This window comes from Bifidobacterium sp. 7101, assembly GCF_000499285.1.
GTDB lineage: Bacteria > Actinomycetota > Actinomycetes > Actinomycetales > Bifidobacteriaceae > Bombiscardovia > Bombiscardovia apis_A.
Genome location: NZ_AWUN01000001.1, coordinates 635,324 through 656,264, shown reverse-complemented (window position 1 = coordinate 656,264; position 20,941 = coordinate 635,324). Strand labels below are relative to the sequence as shown.

The 20,941-nt window shown below is 63.3% G+C and carries 22 protein-coding genes; 12 read left to right on the top strand and 10 right to left on the bottom strand.

Annotation, left to right across the window (positions count from 1 at the left end; genetic code table 11):
* Positions 1 to 127: 127 nt before the first annotated feature.
* The 4 genes from rplT to msrB form a co-directional block, all read right to left on the bottom strand.
* Positions 128 to 511 carry a 50S ribosomal protein L20 gene (gene rplT, locus P272_RS0102480; protein ID WP_015021618.1) on the bottom strand — a complete coding sequence of 128 codons (384 nt, stop codon included), beginning with the start codon at positions 509 to 511 and terminating at the stop codon, positions 128 to 130.
* A gap of 48 nt (positions 512 to 559) precedes the next feature.
* Entirely contained in the window at positions 560 to 754 is a 195-nt protein-coding gene (rpmI, locus tag P272_RS0102475) for a 50S ribosomal protein L35 (RefSeq protein WP_015021617.1), read from the bottom strand.
* Positions 735 to 1,406: a translation initiation factor IF-3 gene (infC, locus tag P272_RS0102470; protein WP_029676114.1), complete on the bottom strand. Its 672-nt coding sequence runs from the start codon at positions 1,404 to 1,406 to the stop codon at positions 735 to 737. Before infC ends, rpmI begins: the two co-directional genes overlap by 20 nt.
* 238 nt (positions 1,407 to 1,644) lie before the next feature.
* A complete protein-coding gene (msrB, locus tag P272_RS0102465) occupies positions 1,645 to 2,622 on the bottom strand; it encodes a peptide-methionine (R)-S-oxide reductase MsrB (RefSeq protein WP_044097655.1) in 978 nt (325 codons plus the stop codon).
* Positions 2,623 to 2,793: 171 nt separating this feature from the next.
* On the opposite strand from msrB, the gene P272_RS0102460 reads away from it, so the two are divergent.
* The 5 genes from P272_RS0102460 (at position 2,794) to gap (ending at position 6,364) form a co-directional block, all read left to right on the top strand.
* On the top strand, positions 2,794 to 3,531 hold the full coding sequence (locus P272_RS0102460) for an AzlC family ABC transporter permease (RefSeq protein WP_029677989.1): 738 nt from the start codon (positions 2,794 to 2,796) through the stop codon (positions 3,529 to 3,531).
* Positions 3,528 to 3,884, top strand: coding sequence for a branched-chain amino acid transporter permease (locus P272_RS0102455; protein WP_029677988.1), 357 nt, complete (start codon positions 3,528 to 3,530; stop codon positions 3,882 to 3,884). Before P272_RS0102460 ends, P272_RS0102455 begins: the two co-directional genes overlap by 4 nt.
* Before the next feature lie 14 nt (positions 3,885 to 3,898).
* Positions 3,899 to 4,675: a thiamine diphosphokinase gene (locus tag P272_RS0102450; protein WP_172636691.1), complete on the top strand. Its 777-nt coding sequence runs from the start codon at positions 3,899 to 3,901 to the stop codon at positions 4,673 to 4,675.
* 39 nt (positions 4,676 to 4,714) lie between these two features.
* Positions 4,715 to 5,119 (top strand): arsenate reductase family protein, encoded by a 405-nt coding sequence (locus P272_RS0102445; protein WP_029677986.1) that lies wholly within the window; start codon positions 4,715 to 4,717, stop codon positions 5,117 to 5,119.
* A 189-nt stretch (positions 5,120 to 5,308) separates the two neighbouring features.
* The gene (gap, locus tag P272_RS0102440) at positions 5,309 to 6,364 is read left to right on the top strand and encodes a type I glyceraldehyde-3-phosphate dehydrogenase (RefSeq protein ID WP_029677985.1); all 1,056 of its coding nucleotides are present in this window, start codon (positions 5,309 to 5,311) and stop codon (positions 6,362 to 6,364) included.
* Between the two features lie 72 nt (positions 6,365 to 6,436).
* Here the strand turns inward: gap and P272_RS08840 are convergent, their stop codons facing one another.
* Entirely contained in the window at positions 6,437 to 7,033 is a 597-nt protein-coding gene (locus P272_RS08840) for a DedA family protein (RefSeq protein ID WP_052323135.1), read from the bottom strand.
* A gap of 76 nt (positions 7,034 to 7,109) precedes the next feature.
* Here P272_RS08840 and ybaK point away from each other — a divergent pair, with 76 nt between their 5' ends.
* Positions 7,110 to 7,616, top strand: a complete 507-nt coding sequence (ybaK, locus tag P272_RS0102430) for a Cys-tRNA(Pro) deacylase (RefSeq protein ID WP_029677983.1) — start codon at positions 7,110 to 7,112, stop codon at positions 7,614 to 7,616.
* 18 nt (positions 7,617 to 7,634) lie between these two features.
* On the opposite strand, the gene P272_RS0102425 is transcribed toward ybaK, so the two are convergent.
* Positions 7,635 to 8,708: a 4-hydroxy-3-methylbut-2-enyl diphosphate reductase gene (locus P272_RS0102425; protein ID WP_044097653.1), complete on the bottom strand. Its 1,074-nt coding sequence runs from the start codon at positions 8,706 to 8,708 to the stop codon at positions 7,635 to 7,637.
* A 172-nt stretch (positions 8,709 to 8,880) separates the two neighbouring features.
* Between P272_RS0102425 and P272_RS0102420 the strand changes: the two genes are divergently transcribed.
* Both P272_RS0102420 and P272_RS09660 read left to right on the top strand, forming a co-directional pair.
* On the top strand, positions 8,881 to 9,849 hold the full coding sequence (locus tag P272_RS0102420; protein WP_155804927.1) for an aldose 1-epimerase family protein: 969 nt from the start codon (positions 8,881 to 8,883) through the stop codon (positions 9,847 to 9,849).
* Between the two features lie 96 nt (positions 9,850 to 9,945).
* Positions 9,946 to 10,020 carry a 50S ribosomal protein bL37 gene (locus P272_RS09660; RefSeq protein ID WP_099327425.1) on the top strand — a complete coding sequence of 25 codons (75 nt, stop codon included), beginning with the start codon at positions 9,946 to 9,948 and terminating at the stop codon, positions 10,018 to 10,020.
* Positions 10,021 to 10,171: 151 nt separating this feature from the next.
* Here the strand turns inward: P272_RS09660 and P272_RS0102415 are convergent, their stop codons facing one another.
* Together P272_RS0102415 and P272_RS0102410 are read right to left on the bottom strand one after the other, a co-directional pair.
* Positions 10,172 to 10,459 (bottom strand): hypothetical protein, encoded by a 288-nt coding sequence (locus P272_RS0102415; protein ID WP_198186955.1) that lies wholly within the window; start codon positions 10,457 to 10,459, stop codon positions 10,172 to 10,174.
* A gap of 49 nt (positions 10,460 to 10,508) precedes the next feature.
* Positions 10,509 to 11,120, bottom strand: coding sequence for a sigma-70 family RNA polymerase sigma factor (locus P272_RS0102410; protein WP_081709018.1), 612 nt, complete (start codon positions 11,118 to 11,120; stop codon positions 10,509 to 10,511).
* Positions 11,121 to 11,273: 153 nt separating this feature from the next.
* On the opposite strand from P272_RS0102410, the gene P272_RS0102405 reads away from it, so the two are divergent.
* The 4 genes from P272_RS0102405 to P272_RS0102390 all read left to right on the top strand — a co-directional run bounded on the left by P272_RS0102405 (position 11,274) and on the right by P272_RS0102390 (position 15,858).
* Positions 11,274 to 12,032, top strand: coding sequence for an exonuclease domain-containing protein (locus P272_RS0102405; RefSeq protein ID WP_029677978.1), 759 nt, complete (start codon positions 11,274 to 11,276; stop codon positions 12,030 to 12,032).
* A 187-nt stretch (positions 12,033 to 12,219) separates the two neighbouring features.
* Complete coding sequence (locus P272_RS0102400) at positions 12,220 to 13,788, top strand: Mur ligase family protein (RefSeq protein ID WP_029677977.1); 1,569 nt, start codon at positions 12,220 to 12,222, stop codon at positions 13,786 to 13,788.
* Between the two features lie 85 nt (positions 13,789 to 13,873).
* Positions 13,874 to 15,118 carry a carboxylate--amine ligase gene (locus P272_RS0102395; RefSeq protein ID WP_029677976.1) on the top strand — a complete coding sequence of 415 codons (1,245 nt, stop codon included), beginning with the start codon at positions 13,874 to 13,876 and terminating at the stop codon, positions 15,116 to 15,118.
* Positions 15,115 to 15,858, top strand: coding sequence for an aspartate/glutamate racemase family protein (locus tag P272_RS0102390; RefSeq protein ID WP_029677975.1), 744 nt, complete (start codon positions 15,115 to 15,117; stop codon positions 15,856 to 15,858). The genes P272_RS0102395 and P272_RS0102390 overlap by 4 nt, the downstream gene beginning before the upstream one ends.
* On the opposite strand, the gene smc is transcribed toward P272_RS0102390, so the two are convergent.
* Positions 15,791 to 19,429, bottom strand: a complete 3,639-nt coding sequence (smc, locus tag P272_RS0102385; RefSeq protein ID WP_029677974.1) for a chromosome segregation protein SMC — start codon at positions 19,427 to 19,429, stop codon at positions 15,791 to 15,793. The genes P272_RS0102390 and smc overlap by 68 nt on opposite strands.
* Positions 19,429 to 20,850, bottom strand: coding sequence for a bifunctional folylpolyglutamate synthase/dihydrofolate synthase (locus tag P272_RS0102380; RefSeq protein ID WP_029677973.1), 1,422 nt, complete (start codon positions 20,848 to 20,850; stop codon positions 19,429 to 19,431). The genes smc and P272_RS0102380 overlap by 1 nt, the downstream gene beginning before the upstream one ends.
* Positions 20,851 to 20,941: the final 91 nt, after the last annotated feature.

Genomic DNA, 20,941 nt, shown 5'->3' with positions numbered 1-20,941 from the left:
CTTCATTCATGGCGGCTCCCGGCATCATTGTCGTCAATCAACTTACCGTCCAGCTGGGGAATGGTCAAATATGCAAAGAACCCCGCGAAAGGCGAGGTTCTTGCAATACGGTGTTCAGGTCCGCTGATCAGGCAGCGACCGGAGCGTTCACATCGGCAGGCAGGGCCTTTTTGGCCTCAGCCACGATGGCGTTGAAGGTGTCGATGTCGTTGACGACCAGGTCGGCCAGGGCGCGGCGGTCCAGCTCGATCCCGGCCAGGCGCAGACCCTGGATGAAGCGGTTGTAGGTGATTCCCTGGGCGCGGCATCCGGCGTTGATGCGCTGGATCCACAGCTTGCGGAAGTCGCCCTTGCGGGCCTTGCGGTCCCGGAAGTTGTACGTATATGAATGGAGCAGCTGCTCCTTGGCCTTGCGGTAGAGACGGGAGCGCTGGCCACGGTAGCCTGACGCCCGCTCCAGGACGACCCGACGCTTCTTATGCGCGTTGACTGCCCGCTTGACTCGTGCCATAGATATTCCTCAGCTTTCTAAAATCTCACTCGACGCGACAGCACCCGCTCAGCGGGCCAGCATCCTCTTCATGTTCTTGGACTGGGTCGGAGCGAGCACCTCGTCAGTGGACAGGTGACGACGCTTCTTGGCCGACTTGTGCTCCAGATTGTGGCGCATACCGGTCCCGGCGTGCATGAGCTTGCCCGAACCCGTGGTCCGGACGCGCTTGGATGCGGCGGAGTTACTTTTCATCTTCGGCATTGCTGCCCTCCTTGGATTTCATCTGCTTGGGAGAAGTATTGTTGTCGGCCTTGGCAGCCAGATGGGCCGCCTGACGGGCCTTGCGCTCGGCACGGGCCTGGCCGCCCCGCCGACGCTGCTCGGACTGGGTGTGGACCTTCTTGCCCTTGGGCGACAGGGTCATGATGATGTTGCGCCCCTCCTGCTTGGGGGCAAACTCGATAGAGCCCAGATCCGCAACGTCGTCAGCCAGCTTGCGCAGAAGCTCCACGCCGCCGATGGGTCGGGACTGCTCACGCCCACGCAGCATGATGGTGACCTTGACCTTGTCTCCTGCGGACAGGAAGCGGCGCACGTGCCCCTCCTTGACCTCGAAGTCGTGGTCGTCGATCTTCAATCTGAAGCGGATCTCCTTGATCTCCGACATGCTCTGGTTGCGACGCGCCTCACGAGCCTTGATCTTCTCGTTGTATTTGAACTTGCCGTAATCAATGAGCTTGGCGACCGGAGGCTTGGCCTTGGGTGCAACCTCGACCAGGTCAAGGTTGGCCTCCTTGGCCAGGTTGAGGGCGACGGAGGTCGCAATGATTCCCACCTGCTCGCCGTTGGGCCCGATCAGGCGTACCTGAGACACTCGTATATCGTCGTTAATCCTTGGTTCGTCGCTAATGATGACTCCTTCTCAAATACCACAACATCCACTGCCCAGCGAAGAACCCATAGTTTCGAACATGGCCGCCGCAGCCATATGGCAACGAAACCGCCAATGCCTGCACCGTACATGATGACGGCCGACCGTCACCGGAGCAGGTCGAACCCGAAGCCATGGAAGGCTCCCAGGTGGGATCATCCGCTTTCTTGATTTCTCAAGCCGAGTAGCAGTATAACACAACCCTCAGGACCGGGCCTGGTCAGGCGGTTGCTCCGTCCACCAGGGGCAGGTAGTCGCCGTAGCCCTCCTCCTCCATCCGGTCACGTGGCACGAACCGCAGGGCGGCGGAGTTCATGCAGTAGCGCTGCCCGCCACGGTCGGCCGGACCGTCGTCAAAGACGTGTCCCAGATGGATGCCGGTCTGTGCCGTCCGCACCTCGATCCGAGGCCGACCCAGCAGCTTGTAGTCCTTGCGGTTGACCAGCAGGTCTGGATCAATGGGCTTGGTGAATGCCGGCCAGCCGCAGCCCGAGTCGTACTTGTCCGCCGATGAGAAGAGCGGCTGCCCACTGACCACGTCCACATAGATGCCGGGGCGGAACTCCCCGTCGTAGGCGTTGATGAAGGGCCGCTCGGTGGCCGAGTGCTGGGTCACCTCGTAGCTTTCAGGGTCCAGGGACCAGATGCGCTCGATGTAGCGCTGGCGGGAGGCGGCGTTGGCGATGGCCTCCAGCGGTATGTGGCAGTATCCGCCTGGGTTCTTGAGCAGATAGTCCTGGTGGGACTCCTCCGCCGGGTAGAAGTTGATCAGAGCCTCCACCTGCACAGCGGGATGACGGCCGGTCCTGTGCTCCAGCTCCTCCAAGGCGCGCCGGAAGACGGGCTCCTCCTGCTCGCGATGCTCGGGATCCCAGTAGAGGCCGCTCCGATACTGCCGACCCCGGTCGTTACCCTGCCGATCCACCGAGAATGGGTCGATCAGATCCAGCAGAAGCAGGGTCAGGGTCCGCAGACTGACCGTCTGGGGATCATAGGTCAGCCGCACGCTCTCCACGGCGTCGGTGACACCGCTGCAGACCTGCTCATAGCTGGGGTTGGGCACTGTGGACTGGGCGTATCCCACCTGGGTGTCGACAATCCCGTCCACCTCCTGGAAGAACCGCTCGATGCCCCAGAAGCAACCCCCCGCCAGGACGACCGCGGCAGGGTTGTTGGCTGAAATCTTGTTCTTGTCCATGATTCCTCCTCGCATGCCTGTGCCTTCGCTAGGCTCAACAGGAGCAGGAGAGCGCCTATTCCGCCCCTGTTGCGTCTTGACAGCCTTCTCACATTGTCGACCGGCTTGCCCCAGCAGCGTAAGAGGCGATTATCATATGACCATCTCCAAATCGAAGTCAGGAGGCGGGTCATGCAGCGAGCGCAGGAAGATGCTGACAAAGACACGAGGTCCGCCGGGACCATTCTGGGCTCCCTGGCTGCGGCCTTCCCACGGACCCTGCCCATCATGGCCGGATTCCTGGTGCTGGGAATCTCCTACGGTTTTCTGATGACCAGCCGCGGGTTCCCGGTGATCTACCCGCTGGCCATGAGCGCCCTGATCTACGCCGGGTCCATGGAGTTCGTGACCGTGGACCTGCTCATGTCCACCTTCAATCCCTGGGGCGCGCTGATGCTGACCCTGATGGTCAATGCACGCCACCTCTTCTACGGCCTGGCCATGCTCCCAGTCTTTCGAGGGACGGGCCGGAAGAAGCCCTACCTGATCTTCGGCATGTGTGATGAGACCTTCGCCCTGGAGTCTGCCGATCCTCACCCGGCCGGGACGGACAAGGGCTGGTATCTCTTCTTCGTCACCCTGCTCAACCAGATCTACTGGGTGGGAGGCGCCACCCTGGGTGCTGTGCTGGGCAACCTGGCGAACTTCGACACCAGAGGTCTGGATTTCGTGCTGACCGCCATGTTTCTGGTCCTCTTCCTGGAGCAGTGGCGTCAGGCCGAGGCCCGCCTGCCGGCCCTGATCGGTCTGCTGGCCTCTCTGGCCTGCCTGCTGATCTTCGGACCCGACCGGTTCATCATTCCGTCCATGGTGGTCATCCTGGCCATCTTCATCCTCTTGGACTTCCACAACCAAAGGGAGGCCTCATGACCACTGCGCAGCAACTGATCACCATAGGCATTGTGGTCCTGGGAACCATGGCCACCAGATTCCTGCCCTTCATAATCTGGCCGGAGGGGCGCCGGCCGCCAGCTCTGGTGACCAGGCTGGGACGCCTGCTGCCCGCCGCCGTCATGGGACTGCTGGTGGTCTATTCGTTGAGACACACCAACCTGATGGGAGGCGACCACGGGCTCTATGAAGCCCTGGCTCTGCTGGTCACGGCCCTGGTCCACCTACGCTGGCGCAACATGATGGTCAGCATCGCCTGCGGCACCCTGACCTACATGGCCCTGGTGCAAGGGTGGCTGATCTTCCTGATCCGTCTGGTTGGTCTGGGATGATGGGGGCGCGTCCAATGGGCGAGCGCAGAAAGAAGAATCTTATGCAGGATGACGGTCAGTCTGTTCAGGCACCGATCTGCCGGATCTGGGGCGCCGGACAGTACTTTGGCGAAGAGACGGCACGCGGCGGACAGGCCTTGGTCATCGCAGCGGACGGCGGACTGGAGCCGGCCCTAGAGCACGGGGACGAGCCCGAACTGGTCGTGGGTGACTTCGACTCCCTACCCGCCGGCAGCCGAAAGCTGCGTACAGACATCCCCCGCCGGGTCCTGCCCGCCGAAAAGGACGACACTGACCTGCTGGCTGCGGTCAAGGTGGGCTGGCAGCGGGGTTGCCGACGATTCCTTATATATGGTGGCTTGGGCGGGCGTATGGACCACACGCTGGCCAACCTGAATCTGCTCCATCTGATCGCCGCCAGCGGGGGCCGGGCCGAACTCTGGGGCCAGGGGATGCTGGTCACGGCACTTGGCCCCGGAAACCTGGACTTCCCCGCCTGGGACTGCCCGCCCAGGTCCATGGTCTCCGTCCTGGCTGCCGACGACCAGGCCCTAGGCGTGGTCGAGCAGGGTCTCAAATACCAGACGGACGGCATGACCATGACCAACCAGCAGGTGACCGGCGTCAGCAACGAGTTCCTGCCCGGCAAGCCCGCACACATAGCCTTGAAGCAGGGAACCGTGTTCGTCACCTACCCCACTTCGGCGCCCGAGCCGGTCTGGAGCACCAGCCTGGTGCCCAAGGCCGACCTGGGCTCCCTGGAGACCCGGCCCTCCCGACGGCTGGCCTGAGCCTCTTTTGACTTGAAATCCTACTTGGAAAGGAAAACTATGACAGCATCACCTACACCCGAACACCCGCTCTTCATCTGCTACAGCCGCTGCTCCACCTGCGCCAAGGCCCGCACCTGGCTGCGTGACCACAATGTGGACTTCACCGAGAGAGACATCAAGGGGGACCACCCCACCCAGAAGGAACTGACCGAATGGCTGAACATGAGCGGCCTGCCCGTTCGGCGATTCTTCAACACCTCGGGTCAGGCCTATCGCAGCCAGGGCCTGAGCAAGCGCCTGCCGCAGATGGATACGGAGCAGGCTCTGCAACTGCTGTCGACCGACGGCATGCTGGTCAAGCGTCCCATCCTGCTGGACGGCCGGCATGTCCTGGTCGGATTCCGCCAGCAGCAGTGGGAGGATTGGCTGGCCGATACGAACGAAAATCCTCACAATTCCTGATCGTTTTGTTGCGCAAACAAACAACAAAACCTACCATTTTTTTTGTTCGTTTTTTCCTTGGCAGAACCCGCGTAATCGCTTGCTATAAGTACACAGGGTTCTATAAACTATGAGATGTTATCAGTAATCGGCCATATACGGTCCGGTAATTTTTGTGCTGTATACGGCCAATCTCCAAGGGAGAATTGAATGACAGTAAAGATTGGCATCAACGGATTCGGACGCATCGGTCGTCTGGCCTTCCGGCGCATCTTTGAGCTCCAGGCCCGTGGCGGCGACGCCTCCAACATCGAGGTTGCCGCCATCAACGATCTGACCACCCCGGCCATTCTGGCCTATCTGCTCAAGTACGACAGCACCCAGGGCACCTTCCGTCACGACGACGGCACCAATGTGTCGGTCACCTCAACCGACACCGCCATCGTGGTGGACGGCAAGGAGATCCCGGTCTACGCCGAGAAGGATGCCAACAACATCCCCTGGGTCAAGAACGACGGCGTGGACTACGTGCTGGAGTGCACCGGCTTCTACACCTCCTCCGAGAAGTCCCAGGCCCACCTGAACGCCGGGGCCAAGAAGGTTCTGATCTCCGCTCCCGCCAAGGACGACACCACGCCCACCGTGGTCTACGGCGTCAACGAGGAGACCCTGAAGCCCTCCGACAAGATCATCTCCGCCGGCTCCTGCACCACCGGCTCCCTGGCCGCCATGGTCAAGATGCTGGATGACAACTTCGGCATCCGCATCGGCTACATGACCACCATCCACGCCTACACCGGCTCCCAGATGCTGCTGGATGGCCCCAAGGGCAACAAGCCGCGCAACACCCGCGCCGCCGCCCTCAACACCATCGAGCACTCCACCGGTGCCGCCAAGGCCATCGGCAAGGTCGTTCCCTCCGTCGACGGCAAGCTGCAGGGCCATGCACAGCGTGTGGCCGTTCCCTCCGGCTCTGTCACCGAACTGTTCTGCATCCTGAACAAGAAGGTCACTGTCGACGAGATCAACGACACCGCCAAGAAGGCCTTCGAGGGCAAGGACTACTTCGGCTACAACGACGAGGGCATCGTCTCCTCCGACGTGATCGGCGACACCCACGGTGGCATCTTCGACCCCACCCAGACCGATGTCAACACCTACGGTGACGATCAGATGGTCCGCACCGTTGCCTTCTATGACAACGAGTACGGCTTCACCAGTAACATGATCCGCACCCTGCTCTACTTCGCCAAGCTGGGCGACTGAGCATCCGGCCGGTTCCTCCGGCCATAGCGATTACGGGGTCCGCTCCCTACGGGGCGGGCCCCTTGTTTGTATTCAGCGCCTCCGGGTGAGCGCCCGCATGGCCAGGTCGCAGACCAGGCCGACGACCATACCCGCCAAAAAACCGATGGCCATAACGGCCAGAGGGTTGTTCTCCAGCCAGGAGGCGGCCAGATACCCCAAGGTCCACATGTATATGGACCAGAGCAGACCGGCCAGTGCAGCCAGGGGCAGGTAACGGCTGAGGGGATACCGCGCCGCGCCTGCTGTCAGATTGACCACGGTCCGGCCCGAGGGCACGAAGCGCGAGGCCAGTGTGAAGAATCCGCCTCCCTGCAGCAGGGCCCGGTGGGCCCAGGAGGTCACAGCCTTACCTGCGGCGCCACGGAAAACGGCCAGCCGATTCAGCGGGACCAGCCGCCCCAGCCCATAGGTGCAGGCATCGCCGCCCGCGAAGGCCAGGGCGCATACCAGAAAGACCAGGACGGGCAGGGGTCGCCCCGAGGCACGAAAGGCCGAAGCCGTGGCCAAAACCATAAGCTCCGTGGGTATGGGGATGATCAAGGCATCCAGGAAGGCGGCCAGGAACAGCACGGCCAGCCCCCAGCCGCCTGTCACAGCATCGAGCAGCCAGGCATTGACAGCAGTCATGGACTACCCTTTCCGCGCAATGGCACCAAAGACACCCCTCAGCCTACCTGAACGGTCAGTACCTTAGCATGGAGTCATGAGCAAGAAGAAGCGGGCAGACTCAGATGCCGCGACTCCGGCCATGGCCCAGCTGGAGCGTCTGGGGGTTCCCTTCACCATCCACGAGTATCAACACAATGCGGACCACATGGACCAGGGGTACGGCATCGAGGCCGCCAAAAAGCTGGGCCTGGACCCGCGCACGGTCTACAAGACCCTGATGGCCGACACGGGCAAGGAGCGGGTCATCGGCATAGTACCGGTGACCGGCCACCTGAACCTCAAGCACCTGGCGGCAGCTGTAGGCGCCAAGAAAGTAAAAATGGCCGACAAGGCCCAGGCCGAACGAGAGAGCGGATACGTCCTGGGCGGTATATCGCCTTTCGGACAGCGCACCCAACACGTGACCGTGCTGGATCAGGGTGCATTGGAGTTCGACACCATCATGGTCTCCGGCGGCAAGCGCGGCATCAGCCTTGGGCTGGACCCTCGGGATCTGATCCGTGTCCTCAAGGCCAAGACCGCACCTCTAGCCACCGACTGAAAGATCTGAGCGGTGGCCTTAGCCCTGTGGTTGCGGGACTTTCTTTGATGCGCGTGCTGAACGAAGGGCGGCAGGCAGGACGAAGTGCATGTGCTCGTCGACTGCTCGTTCCCGGGTCACCTGGGTGAACCCTCGGGCAGCCAGGGTCTCCAGCACCCCCTGAACCAGATTTTCGGGAACCGAGGCACCCGAGGTGAGCCCTACCGAATCCATGCCCTGCAGCCAGGTCGGGTCCAGCTCGCCAGCATCGTCGACACGGTGGGCCCTCATCTCGCCCTGACCAGGAAAGCGCACATCCAGGGCCTGACGGGCCACCTCGACCAGACGCACCGAATTGGAGGAATTGGCCGAACCCACCACAATCATGCAGTCTGCTTGACCGGCCACCAGCTTGACCGCCTGCTGCCTGTTCTGGGTGGCGTAGCAGATGTCCGAGCCCGGTGGCTCCTGGATCCAGGGGAACCGTCGACGCAGGGCCGCAGCCAGGTCGGCGGTCTCATCAAGGCTCAGAGTGGTCTGGGTCAGCATGACCAGCGGGGTGTCGGGTCCGAAGTCCAAAGCCTCAATATCATCCTCATGCTCCACCAGATGAACCCGGTCCGGGGCCTCCCCCATGACTCCGATAGCCTCGTCATGCCCCCGATGGCCTATGTAGATAATCGAGTAGCCGTCGCGAACGAAGCGGTGGACCTCCCGGTGGACCTTGCTGACCAGGGGGCATGAGGCATCGACCACACGCATCCCACGCCGCTGGGCCTCCTTGACGACCGAGGGAGCGATTCCATGGGCCGAGAAGACCACAGGCACCCCGGCACGGACGGCCTGGTCGGGAATCTGGTCCAGCTCATCCACGAATACGGCTCCTCGCCGGGCCAGGTCCTCGACCACATGCCTGTTGTGGACTATCTGCCGGCGCACGTAGACCGGGGGCAGACCCTGACTCTGGTGGGGGTTGTCCGCATCCAGGATGGTCTGCACAGTCTGGATGGCACGGTCCACCCCCGCGCAGAACCCGCGCGGATCGGCCAGGATGACTCGCCCGTGCCCCTGTGGGGTCGGCTGTTCGCACACGGTGGTCCGAAATCCTGCCACTGCCGCTCCTTATCGATGTCAATCCGGACGGTTCCGGACAATGCAAGTCCATGGTAGAAAGCCGAAGAGCACCCCGGTAGTCCATCCGCCACTCTTTCACCAAGAAGCCAAGACCACCCAGGCGCTAGGATGGTGGCGTACCAAGCATCAACGGCACTATGGAAGTGGGAGCATGCATACGAACGAGATGATGGGCGGGGCCGTGCCCCGGACAGGACAGCAGTACAGCATCCGTCACGGGGACTACGAGGCGGTGGTGACCGAGCTGGGAGCCATCCTGCGCGTTCTGAAATACCAGGGAAAGGACCTGCTGGCCTCCTTTGACCCGGATGGAACCGTACCCTGCAGCAACGGGAACGTGCTGGTCCCCTTCCCCAACCGGATCGAGGATGGCACCTACGAATTCCAGGGCCACACCTACACCCTTCCCATCGACGAGCACGACCGGAACACCGCCATCCACGGCTACGGATACCGGGCCTACTGGCGGCTGCAAGCCCTGACCGAGGACTCCGTCAGCCTTTCCTGGCGGGTGCCGGACATGGGCGGATACCCCTTCGACGTGGTGGTCACCGTCACCTACACCCTGGACGACCAGGGGCTCACCATGACCACCCGGGCCCTGAACCTGGGCGACGATGCAGCACCCTGGGCCTTCGGCATCCACCCCTGGCTGGCCAACGGCAAGCAGGGTGTAGGTGACCAGATCCAGAAGGACAACGCCCCCTGCACCCTGTCCATCCCCTGCCGCACGCATGTGGTAGTAGATCCGGACAGGCTGCTGCCCACCGGCACCGAACCCGTCCAGGGGCGAACCGATCTGCGCCAGGGTCCTGTGCTGGGCGAGGATGCGAACTTCGACGATGCCTGGACCGATGTGGAGCGGGACGACGACGGCACCTGCTCGGCCTGGTTCACCCGGCCGGACGGCATCCGCATTCAGCTCTGGGGCGATGAGACCATCACCTCATGGCAGGTCTGCACCGGGACCGGATTCGACGCAGGCATGCGCCCGGCCGGCGTTGCCGTGGAGCCCATGACCGCCTATGCCAACGCTTTCCGAACCGGCCGGAACCTGGTCATTCTGCAGCCTGCCGCCGTCTACACCACCCAGGTGGGGTATCGGGCACAAGAGGTCTGAGCGGAGTCTGCGCAACCGAGCTGGTCGACAAAGGTCAGCCCGGTGTGCGATAATCGGCAAGGCTTATAGGTTCATCAGTAGCAAAGGAGTCCAATCATGGGCATGCGCGGACGCAAGCGCAGGGATCGCCGCAAGAAGGCCGCCAACCACGGCAAGAGGCCGAACACCTGATCGTCTGCCCCGGCACCAACGGTGCCGGGGTTTTGCATATATACGTAAAAAAAAACATGGCTGCACGCGCAAGACCATGATTTCTGCAATAGCCTGAATAGCCGGACAGAACCGCTGCTCTGCCCAAAAAACTGGACCTACTTGACTGGATCTACTTGTCTGTAGTGCGGTCCGAGGTCCCCTGCTCCAGTTCATCCATCTGATCGAACATATGCCTGAGCCGATCCAGCAGACAGTCCGGTGCGCACTCGGGGCGCAGATATCGGCGCAGCTCCTCGATGACCATGCGCTCCCGATCATCACAGCAGGATTCCGGATCGAAGCAATCGCTGGGATCCACGCAGGAGGCATCCTGGTAGATGCGCAGACTGGTGTGGGATACCCTGACAGAGCCGCCGTCATCGTAGGCGTAGTGACTCATCTCCACGCGTCCGTCCATGCTCCTGCCCGCTTCCTGGTACCCAATCTTCGGGGGCCCTCAGCGCCCCTTACTGCTGATCTTCTTTTTTTATACTAGGCCTGGCAGCACCAGCGCCATGTTGTTCCGCTGAGGGCTTGCCTGCAGCATCACGACCCTGCTGGTAGCCACGCTCCTGGCCATACCGCTCCAGCTCCTGGCGCAGCTGCGATCGAGCACGGTTCAGCCGGCTCATGACCGTGCCGATCTTGATGCCCTCCTCATCGGCCACCTGCTGGTAGCTCTTGCCGTCGATGGCGGCATCGATGAAGACCCGCCGGCGTTCCGGACTGAGCCGGTCCAGGGCGGCCATGATCTCCTCGGGGGCGAAGGTCTCCATGTACTCCTGCTCGGCGGACTTGAGCCCCTCGGACCCGTGCTCCGAAGCCGAATAGATGTCCCAGTCGTTGTACTCGCCGGTCGAGTCGTTGGCCCTCTGAGGGCGCCGCTTGGCCTTGTGATACTGGTTGAAGTAGGCATTGCGCTCGATGGTGGTCATCCAGGCCTCGAAGTTGCTGCCGGGCTGGAAGCGGTCAAAAGCCTTGAATCCGCGCTCGAAAGTGTCCTGGACCAGATCCTGGGCGTCGTCGGGGTTATTGGTCAGGCGCATGGCCTGTCGGTAAAGCACATCCACCGCAGGCATGGCCAGGGCCTCGAATTGACGTTTTCTGCTTTCGAGTTCGCTGGTATCTGCCACACCCCTATTGTGCCATCCCCCCTCGCCCGTCGCGGTTCCGACCCGGTCGCGGGCCGGTAGCTCCTCGGTTACCATAATGACGAAGGAGAAATCACGCTTATGGAAAACACCGAGTACACAAGCATGGAGCAGGCGCTTGAGTCCGCCCCGCAACAGGAGGGATCAACTCGCCTAGGGGACTCCTGGCTTCTGGGGTTCGACACCGAGACCACGGGCACCAGACCGGGGAAGGATGGCATTGTCTCGGCCAGCCTGGTTCTGCGCGACCCGACCAAGGGCTACTCAGGGGATGTAGTAGCCACCTGGATAGTCAATCCGCACCGGCATATCAGCAAGGGTGCCAGTCGGGTCAACGGGTTCACCGATCAGCAGCTGGCCGCCGAGGGTATGGAGCCTGAGCTGGCCACCGAGCAGATGGCCGGATTCATCGCCCGCGCCCAGGACAAGCGCATCCCCCTGCTGGCCTACAACGCCCCCTTCGACGTGCAGATGCTGGACGGGGACATCGCGCGCTGGTGCGCGGGTTCGGTCAAGCCCCTGAGCGAAGGCGATCTGCTGGTGGTGGACCCTCTTGTTCTGGACAGGGAGATCTCCCATCGGTCGGGCCGCCGCAACCTGGGAATGACCAGCGAGTACTACGGTGTCATCCCCCACGGCAACTTCCACAATGCCACGGCGGATACGGTGGCCGCCGTGGACCTGATCAAGCCCATGACCACCCTCTTCCCCCAGGTGGCCCGAATCACCATGGACTCCCTGATGGACTGGCAGCGGCAGGCGCAGGCCAAGTGGCGGGAACAGTTCAACCAGCACCTGATCTCCCAGGGCCGCCGCCCGGTCACCGACTCCTGGCTCTGACCTTTCATCACCGGGCAATGGTTGGCCCAGTCACTTCCGGTATGGGACCTGAAGCATATGTATATTTTCGGTCAAGGGGTGGCGGGACTCCTCTGTGCCTGCCTGGCCGGGACTATAGACTTGGACCTGGCCTCGACCGGATTGCAGTCGGGCTGAAAGAATCCCATCAGACGAGGAGGAAGACGGCATGGCGCTGACGATGGCTTCGGCCCTGGAACTGCTGCGCAAACACGATCAGCTGCGCGAGGTAATTCAGGGTGACCGATGGACCTTGGATCAGCCCGCGGATCACCATTTGCTCAAGCCCTTCACCGACGTCACTTACGACACCCGCCAGGCGGGACCCGGCAGCCTGCTCTTCTGCAAGGGGCATTTCCTGCCCGAGTACATGGATGCTTGTGGCCCCGAAGGCCCGGCAGCCTACGTGGCCCAGCAGGATCTGTCCGCCCGCACCAGCGCCCCGGGAATCATCGTCAACGACGTGCGCAAGTCCATGAGCCTGCTCTCGGCCGCCTTCTACGGCTACCCCCAGAACCAGCTGACCCTGGTGGGAATCACCGGCACCAAGGGCAAGACCACCACCGCCTACTACCTGCACGCCATGCTGGGCGAACTCTCCGGAGGTCGGGCGGCCCTGTTCTCCTCGGTGGACAACTGCCTGGACGGCCGCCATTATGTAGAATCCCAGCTGACCACGCCCGAGTCGCTGGACCTCTTCCGCATGATGCGCCAGGCGGTGGATGACGGCATGCGCTACCTGGTCATGGAGGTCTCCTCCCAGGCCTACAAGGTGGATCGTGTCTATGGACTGACCTTCGACCTGGGTGCTTTCCTGAACATCTCCCCCGACCACGTCAGTCCCATGGAGCACCCCACCTTCGAGGACTACCTCTACTGCAAGCGCCGCATAGCCTACAACAGCAGGCAGCTGGTCATGGGAGCCGACATCCAGAGGGCCGACCTGATCCGTCAGGATGCGAGAGCCGCCGACATTCCAGTGACCACCTTCGGATTCGGCCAACAAGAGGCCGACTTCGTGGCTCGCAAGGCTCCAGGCAAGGGCAACGACTATCTAATCGGCCCCTCCAGTGGTCCCATGACCCCGATCAGCCTGTCCATAGCCGGTGATTTCAACGCCCTGAACGCCATAGCCGCCTTTGCCATGCTGAACCGGCTGGGGCTGGAACCCGATGCCGATGCACTCCACGCCATGGAGAAGATCCGCATCGCCGGCAGGATGGAATGCTTCCAAGCCGACAACCGGATTGTCTATGTCGATTACGCCCATAATTACGCCTCCATGAAGGCCCTGCTGGACTTTGTGGATGAGCGCTACGGCGAGCGCAAACCTGAGATCACCCTGGTCTGCGGAGCAACCGGCGGCAGGGGAATCGACCGCCGAAAGGGCATCGTCCAGGCAGCCCAAGACCGTATCGATCGGCTCATCCTGACCGCTGACGACGAAAACGAGGAAAGCTCGGAACATGTGGACCAGGAGATGCTGAGTTTCGTCACCAACGCCAACCTGAAGACCAGCATGGTGCTGGACAGGACCCAGGCCATCGAACAGGGTCTTGGCCAACCAGGCCAGCCGGGGGATCGTTTGCGGATCATTCTGGTCACCGGCAAGGGCGAGGAACGCTGGTTCAAGAACAAGGGCCGCCACGTGCCCTACGAGGGCGACGACCACGTAGTGGCACGCCTGCTGGGCACAAAAAGCTACGACCTGGGAGCCACAGGCGCAGCCAAGGTCTGACGATTCCGACAGGTTCTAAGATGGAAAGCCGAATGCCCCGCGGCAGGGTGGGGCGCACGAGCACATGGTAGGTGGTTTCAGAAATATGAAAGAATTCCAACCGGTCATACTGGGAACCGACATCAACACCTACGGGATGGCGCGAGCCTTCCACGAGGCCTACGGCCTGGTCTCCACCGCATTCGGCCACTATCAGCTCTCCCCCACCAAATACAGCAAGATCCTGGACCTGCACCTGGTCCACGACTTCACCAATCCCAAGGTCTTCGTGTCCACCCTGAACGACTGGGCCGACGCTTATCACCGGGACCACCCAGGGGCCACCCTGCTCCTGCTGCCCTGCGGGGACACCTACGCCAACCTGCTGGACGAGTTCGGTGAGCCCCTGCGCGAGCGGTTCGTCTTCAACGCCATCGACAAGGAACTGAACCGGTCCCTCTCGCTCAAATCCTCCTTCTACGAGCTCTGCGACCGCTATGATCTGCCCCACCCGAAGACTGTTTCGGTGGATGCCGATGACGTCAAAGCCGGCCGCCACCGCAACCTGCCCTTCGACTACCCGGTGGCCATGAAGCCCGCGGACAGCGACGAGTGGCTGGGCATCGACTTCCCGGGCAGGAAGAAGGCCTTCATCTTCAGCAACCCGAATGAGCTGGACACCATGATCCGCAGGTCCTACCAGGCCGGATACACCTCCAAGATGGTCATCCAGGACTTCGTGCCCGGGGGCGATGACAACATGAGGGTGCTCAACGCCTACGTGGACCGTCACCACCGGGTGCGCATGATGTTCCTGGGCCATCCCCTGCTGGAGGATCCCGCGCCCGAGGCCGTGGGCAACTACGCGGCCATCATCCCCGACTACAACCAGGACATCTTCGACCGGATCAAGGCCTTCCTTGAGGACATCAAGTACAGCGGGGTGGCCAACTTCGACATGAAGTACGACCCGCGCGACGGCATCTACAAGCTCTTCGAGATCAATCTGCGCCAGGGCCGCAGCAGCTACGTGGTCACCCTGAACGGCTTCAACCTGGCCCGCTACTTCGTGGACGACCTGGTTCTGGACACCCCCTTCAACGGACGCACCGTCTTCGGCCGGGGGCATCGCCTCTGGATGGAGATCCCCAAGGACATCTTCCGCAAATACTGCGCCGAATCCGAGGACAAGCGACAGGCCATGGCCATGATTCGCCGCGGGGACTGGGGCACCACCCTGGAGTACGGCAAGGACCGCAATTTCAAGCGCTGGCTGCTGATTCGACACATGTTCGCAATCTATCGGCGTCGTTACCGGCGCTACTTCCGTGACAAGAGGACACTGGCATGAGAAACTTCTTCGTCGTCCTGGGCGGCATGGGCACGCTGGCCACCGAGAGCTTCGTACGGGTGCTGGACCGGATGACCGGGGCGCACCGGGACCAGGACTTTCTGGACTATGTGGTCTTCAACCACGCCACCGTGCCCGACCGCACCGAGTTCATCCTGGGCCGCAGCAAGGATGACCCCTTCCCCTATCTGGCCGAGGACGTGCGCCAGGCCACAGTCATGGGCGCCTCCTTCATGGTCATGGCCTGCAACACCGCCCATCAGATTCTGCCCAGGCTCCAGGCCCTGACCCCGGTGCCCATTTTGAGCATGCCCCAGGCCACCATCGACTGGGCTGATCGGCACTATCCTGCGAAATCCCATCCGCGCATGGGGTACATGGGCACCGAGGGGTCCCGTCATGCCGCCATCTACCAGGGCCCGGCCGACAGCGCCGGCTACCAGCTGGTGGACCCGGACCAGGCCCTGCAGGACCGGGTGAGCGCGCTGATCTACGACGACGTCAAGGAAGGCCGACTGGACCGGGACCGCTACCTGAGCGTCCTCGAAGCCTTCCTGAACAACTACCACTGCGATTCGGTCCTGCTGGGCTGCACGGAGCTTTCGGTGCTCAACGAGGCCTACCCCATGCCGCAGCTGCCTATCGTGGACTCTCAGGCAGTCCTGGCAGAGGTCACCCTTGATCGGGCTCTGGCTCTTCGCGGCCGGAATGATTCGGCTCCTTCAGCCGCTGGGAAATGACGGCCGTCACCCCGTCCCCCCGCATGGTGACCCCGTAGAGGGCATCGGCGATGCCCATGGTCCGCTGCTGGTGGGTGATGATGATCAGCTGGGCATGCTCCCGCAGCTGTTCGAAGGCCTTGAGCAGTCTGGTCAGGTTGACGTCATCCAGGGCGGCCTCGACCTCATCCATGACATAGAAGGGGCTGGGCCGGGCCGTGAAGATGGCCAGGAGCAGGGCCAGGGCCGTCAGCGAACGCTCCCCACCCGAAAGCAGGGAGAGCCGACTGACCTTCTTGCCGGCTGGACTGGCCTCGACCAGAACGCCTGTGGTCAGCAGGTCGTCCGGGTCCTCCAGCCGCAGCCGCCCGCGCCCTCCGGGGAAGAGGGTGGCGAAGATGCGTTCGAAGGCCTGGGCGGTGTCGTCGAAGGCCTCCTTGAAGACCGTGACCATGGTCGAATCCAGATCCTTGACCAGGGCCATCAGATCGTCCCGGGAACCTATCACATCCTGACGCTGCTCATGCAGGTAGCGGTTGCGGGACTCCAGGGCTTCGTATTCCTCGGTGGCCAGCGGGTTGACCTTGCCCAGGGCGGCCAGGTCCCGCTTGGCCTTGGCCAGCCGCTTCTCCTGCTCACCGCGCTGGTAGGGCACCGTTTTGAAGGCCGGTGAATCCCCGTCTTCATCCGTCCCCTCCTGGTCCAGGGGCACGGGGTTGCCCTCGTCATCCAGGACAGGCACCGGACGGTCGGGACCGTATTCGCGGATCAGCTCCGTAGGCTCCATGCCCAGGTCATCCTGGATGCTCTGGCGCAGACGGCCGTCCTCGCCGGCCAGACGCTCCCGCTCCAGATCCAGACCATGCTCGTCCTGTCGCAGACCGGCCACCTTGGGTTCCAGAGCATCCCTGTCGGCCCGCAGATCGGTTAGCTCCTTGTCGTGGGCCGAGGCCTTGGCCCTGAGCTGATCCCTGCGGCGGGACGTGTGCTCCATCCTCTCTTTGATCAGCTGGGCCAGTAGGTCGGCCCTGAGCGCAATCAGCCCCAGGGAGGCCATGCCTGCCTTGCGACGACGGTTCTCCTCATTTATCCGCTGCCGATGGCGTTCGGCCTGGTCGGCCTGGTCCCGCAGCAGATCAATCTGACGCAGCAGGGAAGCGTGCCGCCGGTCGGTCTCGGTCCAGGTCAGCTTGGCCTCCATCTCGGCAGTTCGGGCCTGGTCCAGGGCGGTCTCCAATTCATGCTGTCGGTCTTCCATGCCCTCCGGGTCGTCAGGGTCAGACCCCCCGTCCTTCTGGGCGCGGGCCAGGCCGGCCCTGAGATCCTCCAGTTTGAGTTCGTGGGTGCGCACCTGGTCACGCACCTGGGTCAGCCGGTCATCCAAATCCTTGACCCCGGCCTGGGCCCGATCCGATTCCTTGCGGGCAGCGGCCAGCTCCCGGGAGGCCTGCTCGGCCTTGACCCGGGCCTCTGTGCATTGGTTGCGCGCCTCCTGCAGCTTCTGCTCAGCCTGCTCGAGGGCGGCGCGGGCCGCATCCAACTGCGGCTGCAGTGCCTTGGATTCCTCCTGGAGGGTCTCCACCTGCGACAGGGCCTTATCCCTGCGTGCGGTCAGCGCCAGGTCGCTAGTGGCCGGGGCGGAACCGCCCACAGCACCCACCCGGTCATAGAGGTCGCCCGGGCGGGTCAGCGCCTGCTGCCATCCGTCCTCCAGGGCATGGTGGGCCTGATCAGCGTCATCGACGGCAGCTGTGGAGGCCAGCAGACTGCGGACAGCCGCCAGCACCCCCTGGGCCCGGTCAGGATCGGCAGGATGCTCCCGCAGGGCCACCAGGTCAGCGGCCGACCGCCAGGGGCCCTCGCCGGGCTTTACGCTTGCCCCCTCGAGCTGGCCTGATGCCGAAATCAGTGCGGCGCGTCCCAGACGGTCCCGGCGCGCCCGCTCCAGGGCCTGGTCGACCGTCTGGCCATCCTTGGCCACCAGGGCCGAGGCATAGTCGTGCAGGGCCTGGGCCAGGGGCTCCTCCCAGCCCTCCTCTACGCGGACGAAGTCGGTCAGCTGACCCAACAGGGCCGGATCCCCGGCCTGGGACAGAGCCTCGCTAGCGCCACGATGGTCCAGTGTGTCCGCCAGGGCATCGGCTTTGGCCTGAGCCGAGATGGCATCGGACTGGATGCGACGTTCGTGCTCTTGGAGGTCGTTGAGCCTGCTGCGGGCCTGGTCCCTGACCTGACCTGCCTGGTCCAGTGCCTGTCTGCCATCCTGGTCAGGGCTTTCCTCCTGGCTGTCCAGGTCCCGTACCCGGTTCCTGGCACGTTCCAGGCCCTCCCTGAGCTGATCCTGCTGCCGGGTCAGATCACGCTCGCGCTGCTTGGAAAGTTCCAGAGCCGATTCCTCCTTGGCCACCAGCTGTGCCAGGTCCCCCAACCGAGCCTGCCGTTTTCTGGCCGCCTGCCGCAGTTCGGTCATGGTCTGCCGGTGAGCGGCCAACCGTCGCTCCAGATCCGCACGGGCTTGGACACAGCCATCCAGGGCGATCCGGTCGGCTCCGACCTGGCCCTCCTCCTGGTCGGCCTGACTCTTGAGCTCGTCGGCCCGCCGCCTGAGCACCCCGGGGTCCTGTCCCTGGTCGGCCACCATGCCTGCCTCCAGCGAACGACTGCGTTCCCTGGCCAAGGATGCCAGGGATCCGGACCGCTCGCCGAGCTTGGTCAGGTCGTTCCACTGCTGGTTGACCGCCTCCAGGGCCGGGCTGGACTGCCGATCCAGCCCCTCCAGCTGTTCGATGCGCAGCTTGACCTTGGTCAGGTCCTCCTGCCCCCTGGCCAGCTGGCCTCGAGTCTGAACCATCCGCGAGCGCAGATCCTCCAGCTTCTTTTGCGAGGTCAGGGCGTCGTCGGCATGGATGCGGGCCTGGGCGTCCCGCAGGCTGACCTGGATCATGTCGGCCCGGCGGGAGACCTTGGCCTGGCGTCCCAGCGGCCCCAGTTGCCGATGAATCTCGCCGATCAGGTCGTCCAGGCGGGACAGGTTGGCCTCGGTGTTGGCCAGCTTGTGCAGGGCCCGCTCCTTGCGCTTGCGGTGCTTGAGGATGCCGGCCGCCTCCTCGATGAAGGCCCGATGGCCGGCCGGATCAGCCCTTAGAATGGCATCCAGCCGCCCCTGACCGACGATCACGTGCATCTGCTGGCCCAGCCCGGTGTCGCTGAGCAGCTCCTGGATGTCCAGCAGGCGGCAGTCCGATCCGTTGATGGCGTATTCGGACCCGCCGTTGCGGTAGATGGTCCGGCTGATGGTGACCTCGGTGTAATCGATATCCAAGGTCCGGTCGGTGTTATCGATGGTCAGGGTGACCTGCGCCCGGCCCAGCGGCGGTCTGGAGGAGGTGCCGGCGAAGATGACGTCCTCCATGGATCCGCCGCGCAGGCTCTTGGCCCCCTGCTCGCCCATGACCCAGGCCAGGGCGTCGACGATGTTCGATTTGCCTGATCCGTTGGGGCCCACCACAGCGGTGATGCCCGGCTCGAAGCGCAGGGTGGTGGCCGAGGCGAAGGACTTGAAGCCCTTGAGGGTCAGCTCCTTGAGATACATCAGGCGCGCTCCGCCTTAGGTTTGGCCAAATCGGGATTGGGACGCTCGGCAAGTAGGGTGCGGGCATCGCCGGCGGTGACAAAGCTGCCGCAGATCAGCACTCCCCGGCCATAGCCCACGCCGGTTTGGTCCTCGCTGTCGACCATGTCGACGGCCGTCTGGATGGCATCGGGCATCCGGTCGCGCCGGACCACCCTGTCGGGCCCGAAGACCCGGACGGCGACCCGCTCCAGATCCTCGGCCGGCATGACCCGGCCCTTCCAGGAGTTCTCGGTGACCACGACGCTGTCCAGCACGGGCTCCAGCAGGCCCAGGTAGTCCTCCACCTGTTTGTCGGCCATCATGGAAATCACACCCACCAGTTGCTTGAAGTCGTAGTTCTCCTCAATGGCCGCCCGCAGGGACTGGGCTGCGTTCAGGTTGTGCCCGCCATCGATGATGATGGTGGGCGACGTACGCACCTGTTCGATCCGTCCGGGGATGCGCACCTGGCTCAAGGCCTCGGCCACCAGATCCTGGTCCAGGGCTCCGTTGACAGGGATGACCGTCTCGGCCGCGGCCAGGGCTGCCAGAGCGTTGTGGGCCTGATGCTCGCCGAACTTGTCGATGGGTACATCCTTGTAGAGTCCCTGAGGCGTGCGCAAAGTGGCCACCTGGCCGCCCACTGCAGGCATCCGGGAGACCACCTCCAGCTCGTTGCCGTCCCTCAACAGTGTAGGGGCGCCCTGCTCGCGCACGGCCTGCTCGATGATGGGCATGACGGCATCCTCATGGGGCTGGGCGCCGACGATGACCGTGGACTTGGGCTTGATGATCCCGGCCTTCTCTCCTGCTATCTGCTCGACCGTATCCCCCAGCCACTGCATGTGATCCATGTCCACCGGCCCGATGATGGAGGCATCCCCGTCGAGGACGTTGGTGGCATCCCAGCGACCGCCCATCCCAACCTCGACGATGGCCACGTCCACGGGGGCGTCGGCGAAGGCCCAGACAGCCATGGCAGTCAGAACCTCGAAGAAGCTCATGGGAGCCCTGCCCTGCTGGGCGAAGCGGTTGTCCACCATGGCGATGAAATCCTCGATCTGCTGGTATAGGTCTACGAAGTCCTCGTCTGAGAGCTCCTTGCCGTCGATGGCAATCCGCTCGTTGATCCGCTCCAGGTGGGGCGATGTATAGAGCCCGGTGCGTAGACCATAGGCCCTCACCAGAGCCTCGGCCATCCGCGCCGTGGACCCCTTGCCGTTGGTCCCGGTGACGTGGATGACCCGGAAGCTGTGCTCGGGGTGGCCTAGCAGGTCCAGCATCATCCCCATCCTGTCCAAGTCCAGTTTGGGGCTGTCATGCTCGGCGGGACGCGACATGATGGCCCGCTCGACATCGCGAATATTCTGACCCTTGCTGTTGGGGTGTTCGAATGACATATTCTGCCTGCGCCTCCTGCTGGCTGTGGATGCTTCCCGCCTATTCTAAGCGCGACCGACCCCGATTGAAGGCCGAAACAGCCGACTGTCA

Coding starts and splice junctions, on each gene's coding strand:
- rplT (WP_015021618.1), bottom strand. CDS start 511: ATGGCACGAGTCAAGCGGGCAGTCAACGCGCATAAGAAGCGTCGGGTC.
- rpmI (WP_015021617.1), bottom strand. CDS start 754: ATGCCGAAGATGAAAAGTAACTCCGCCGCATCCAAGCGCGTCCGGACC.
- msrB (WP_044097655.1), bottom strand. CDS start 2,622: ATGGACAAGAACAAGATTTCAGCCAACAACCCTGCCGCGGTCGTCCTG.
- P272_RS0102460 (WP_029677989.1), top strand. CDS start 2,794: ATGCAGCGAGCGCAGGAAGATGCTGACAAAGACACGAGGTCCGCCGGG.
- P272_RS0102455 (WP_029677988.1), top strand. CDS start 3,528: ATGACCACTGCGCAGCAACTGATCACCATAGGCATTGTGGTCCTGGGA.
- P272_RS0102450 (WP_172636691.1), top strand. CDS start 3,899: ATGGGCGAGCGCAGAAAGAAGAATCTTATGCAGGATGACGGTCAGTCT.
- P272_RS0102445 (WP_029677986.1), top strand. CDS start 4,715: ATGACAGCATCACCTACACCCGAACACCCGCTCTTCATCTGCTACAGC.
- gap (WP_029677985.1), top strand. CDS start 5,309: ATGACAGTAAAGATTGGCATCAACGGATTCGGACGCATCGGTCGTCTG.
- P272_RS08840 (WP_052323135.1), bottom strand. CDS start 7,033: ATGACTGCTGTCAATGCCTGGCTGCTCGATGCTGTGACAGGCGGCTGG.
- ybaK (WP_029677983.1), top strand. CDS start 7,110: ATGAGCAAGAAGAAGCGGGCAGACTCAGATGCCGCGACTCCGGCCATG.
- P272_RS0102420 (WP_155804927.1), top strand. CDS start 8,881: ATGCATACGAACGAGATGATGGGCGGGGCCGTGCCCCGGACAGGACAG.
- P272_RS0102415 (WP_198186955.1), bottom strand. CDS start 10,459: ATGGACGGACGCGTGGAGATGAGTCACTACGCCTACGATGACGGCGGC.
- P272_RS0102410 (WP_081709018.1), bottom strand. CDS start 11,120: ATGCCTGCGGTGGATGTGCTTTACCGACAGGCCATGCGCCTGACCAAT.
- P272_RS0102405 (WP_029677978.1), top strand. CDS start 11,274: ATGGAAAACACCGAGTACACAAGCATGGAGCAGGCGCTTGAGTCCGCC.
- P272_RS0102400 (WP_029677977.1), top strand. CDS start 12,220: ATGGCGCTGACGATGGCTTCGGCCCTGGAACTGCTGCGCAAACACGAT.
- P272_RS0102395 (WP_029677976.1), top strand. CDS start 13,874: ATGAAAGAATTCCAACCGGTCATACTGGGAACCGACATCAACACCTAC.
- P272_RS0102390 (WP_029677975.1), top strand. CDS start 15,115: ATGAGAAACTTCTTCGTCGTCCTGGGCGGCATGGGCACGCTGGCCACC.
- smc (WP_029677974.1), bottom strand. CDS start 19,429: ATGTATCTCAAGGAGCTGACCCTCAAGGGCTTCAAGTCCTTCGCCTCG.
- P272_RS0102380 (WP_029677973.1), bottom strand. CDS start 20,850: ATGTCATTCGAACACCCCAACAGCAAGGGTCAGAATATTCGCGATGTC.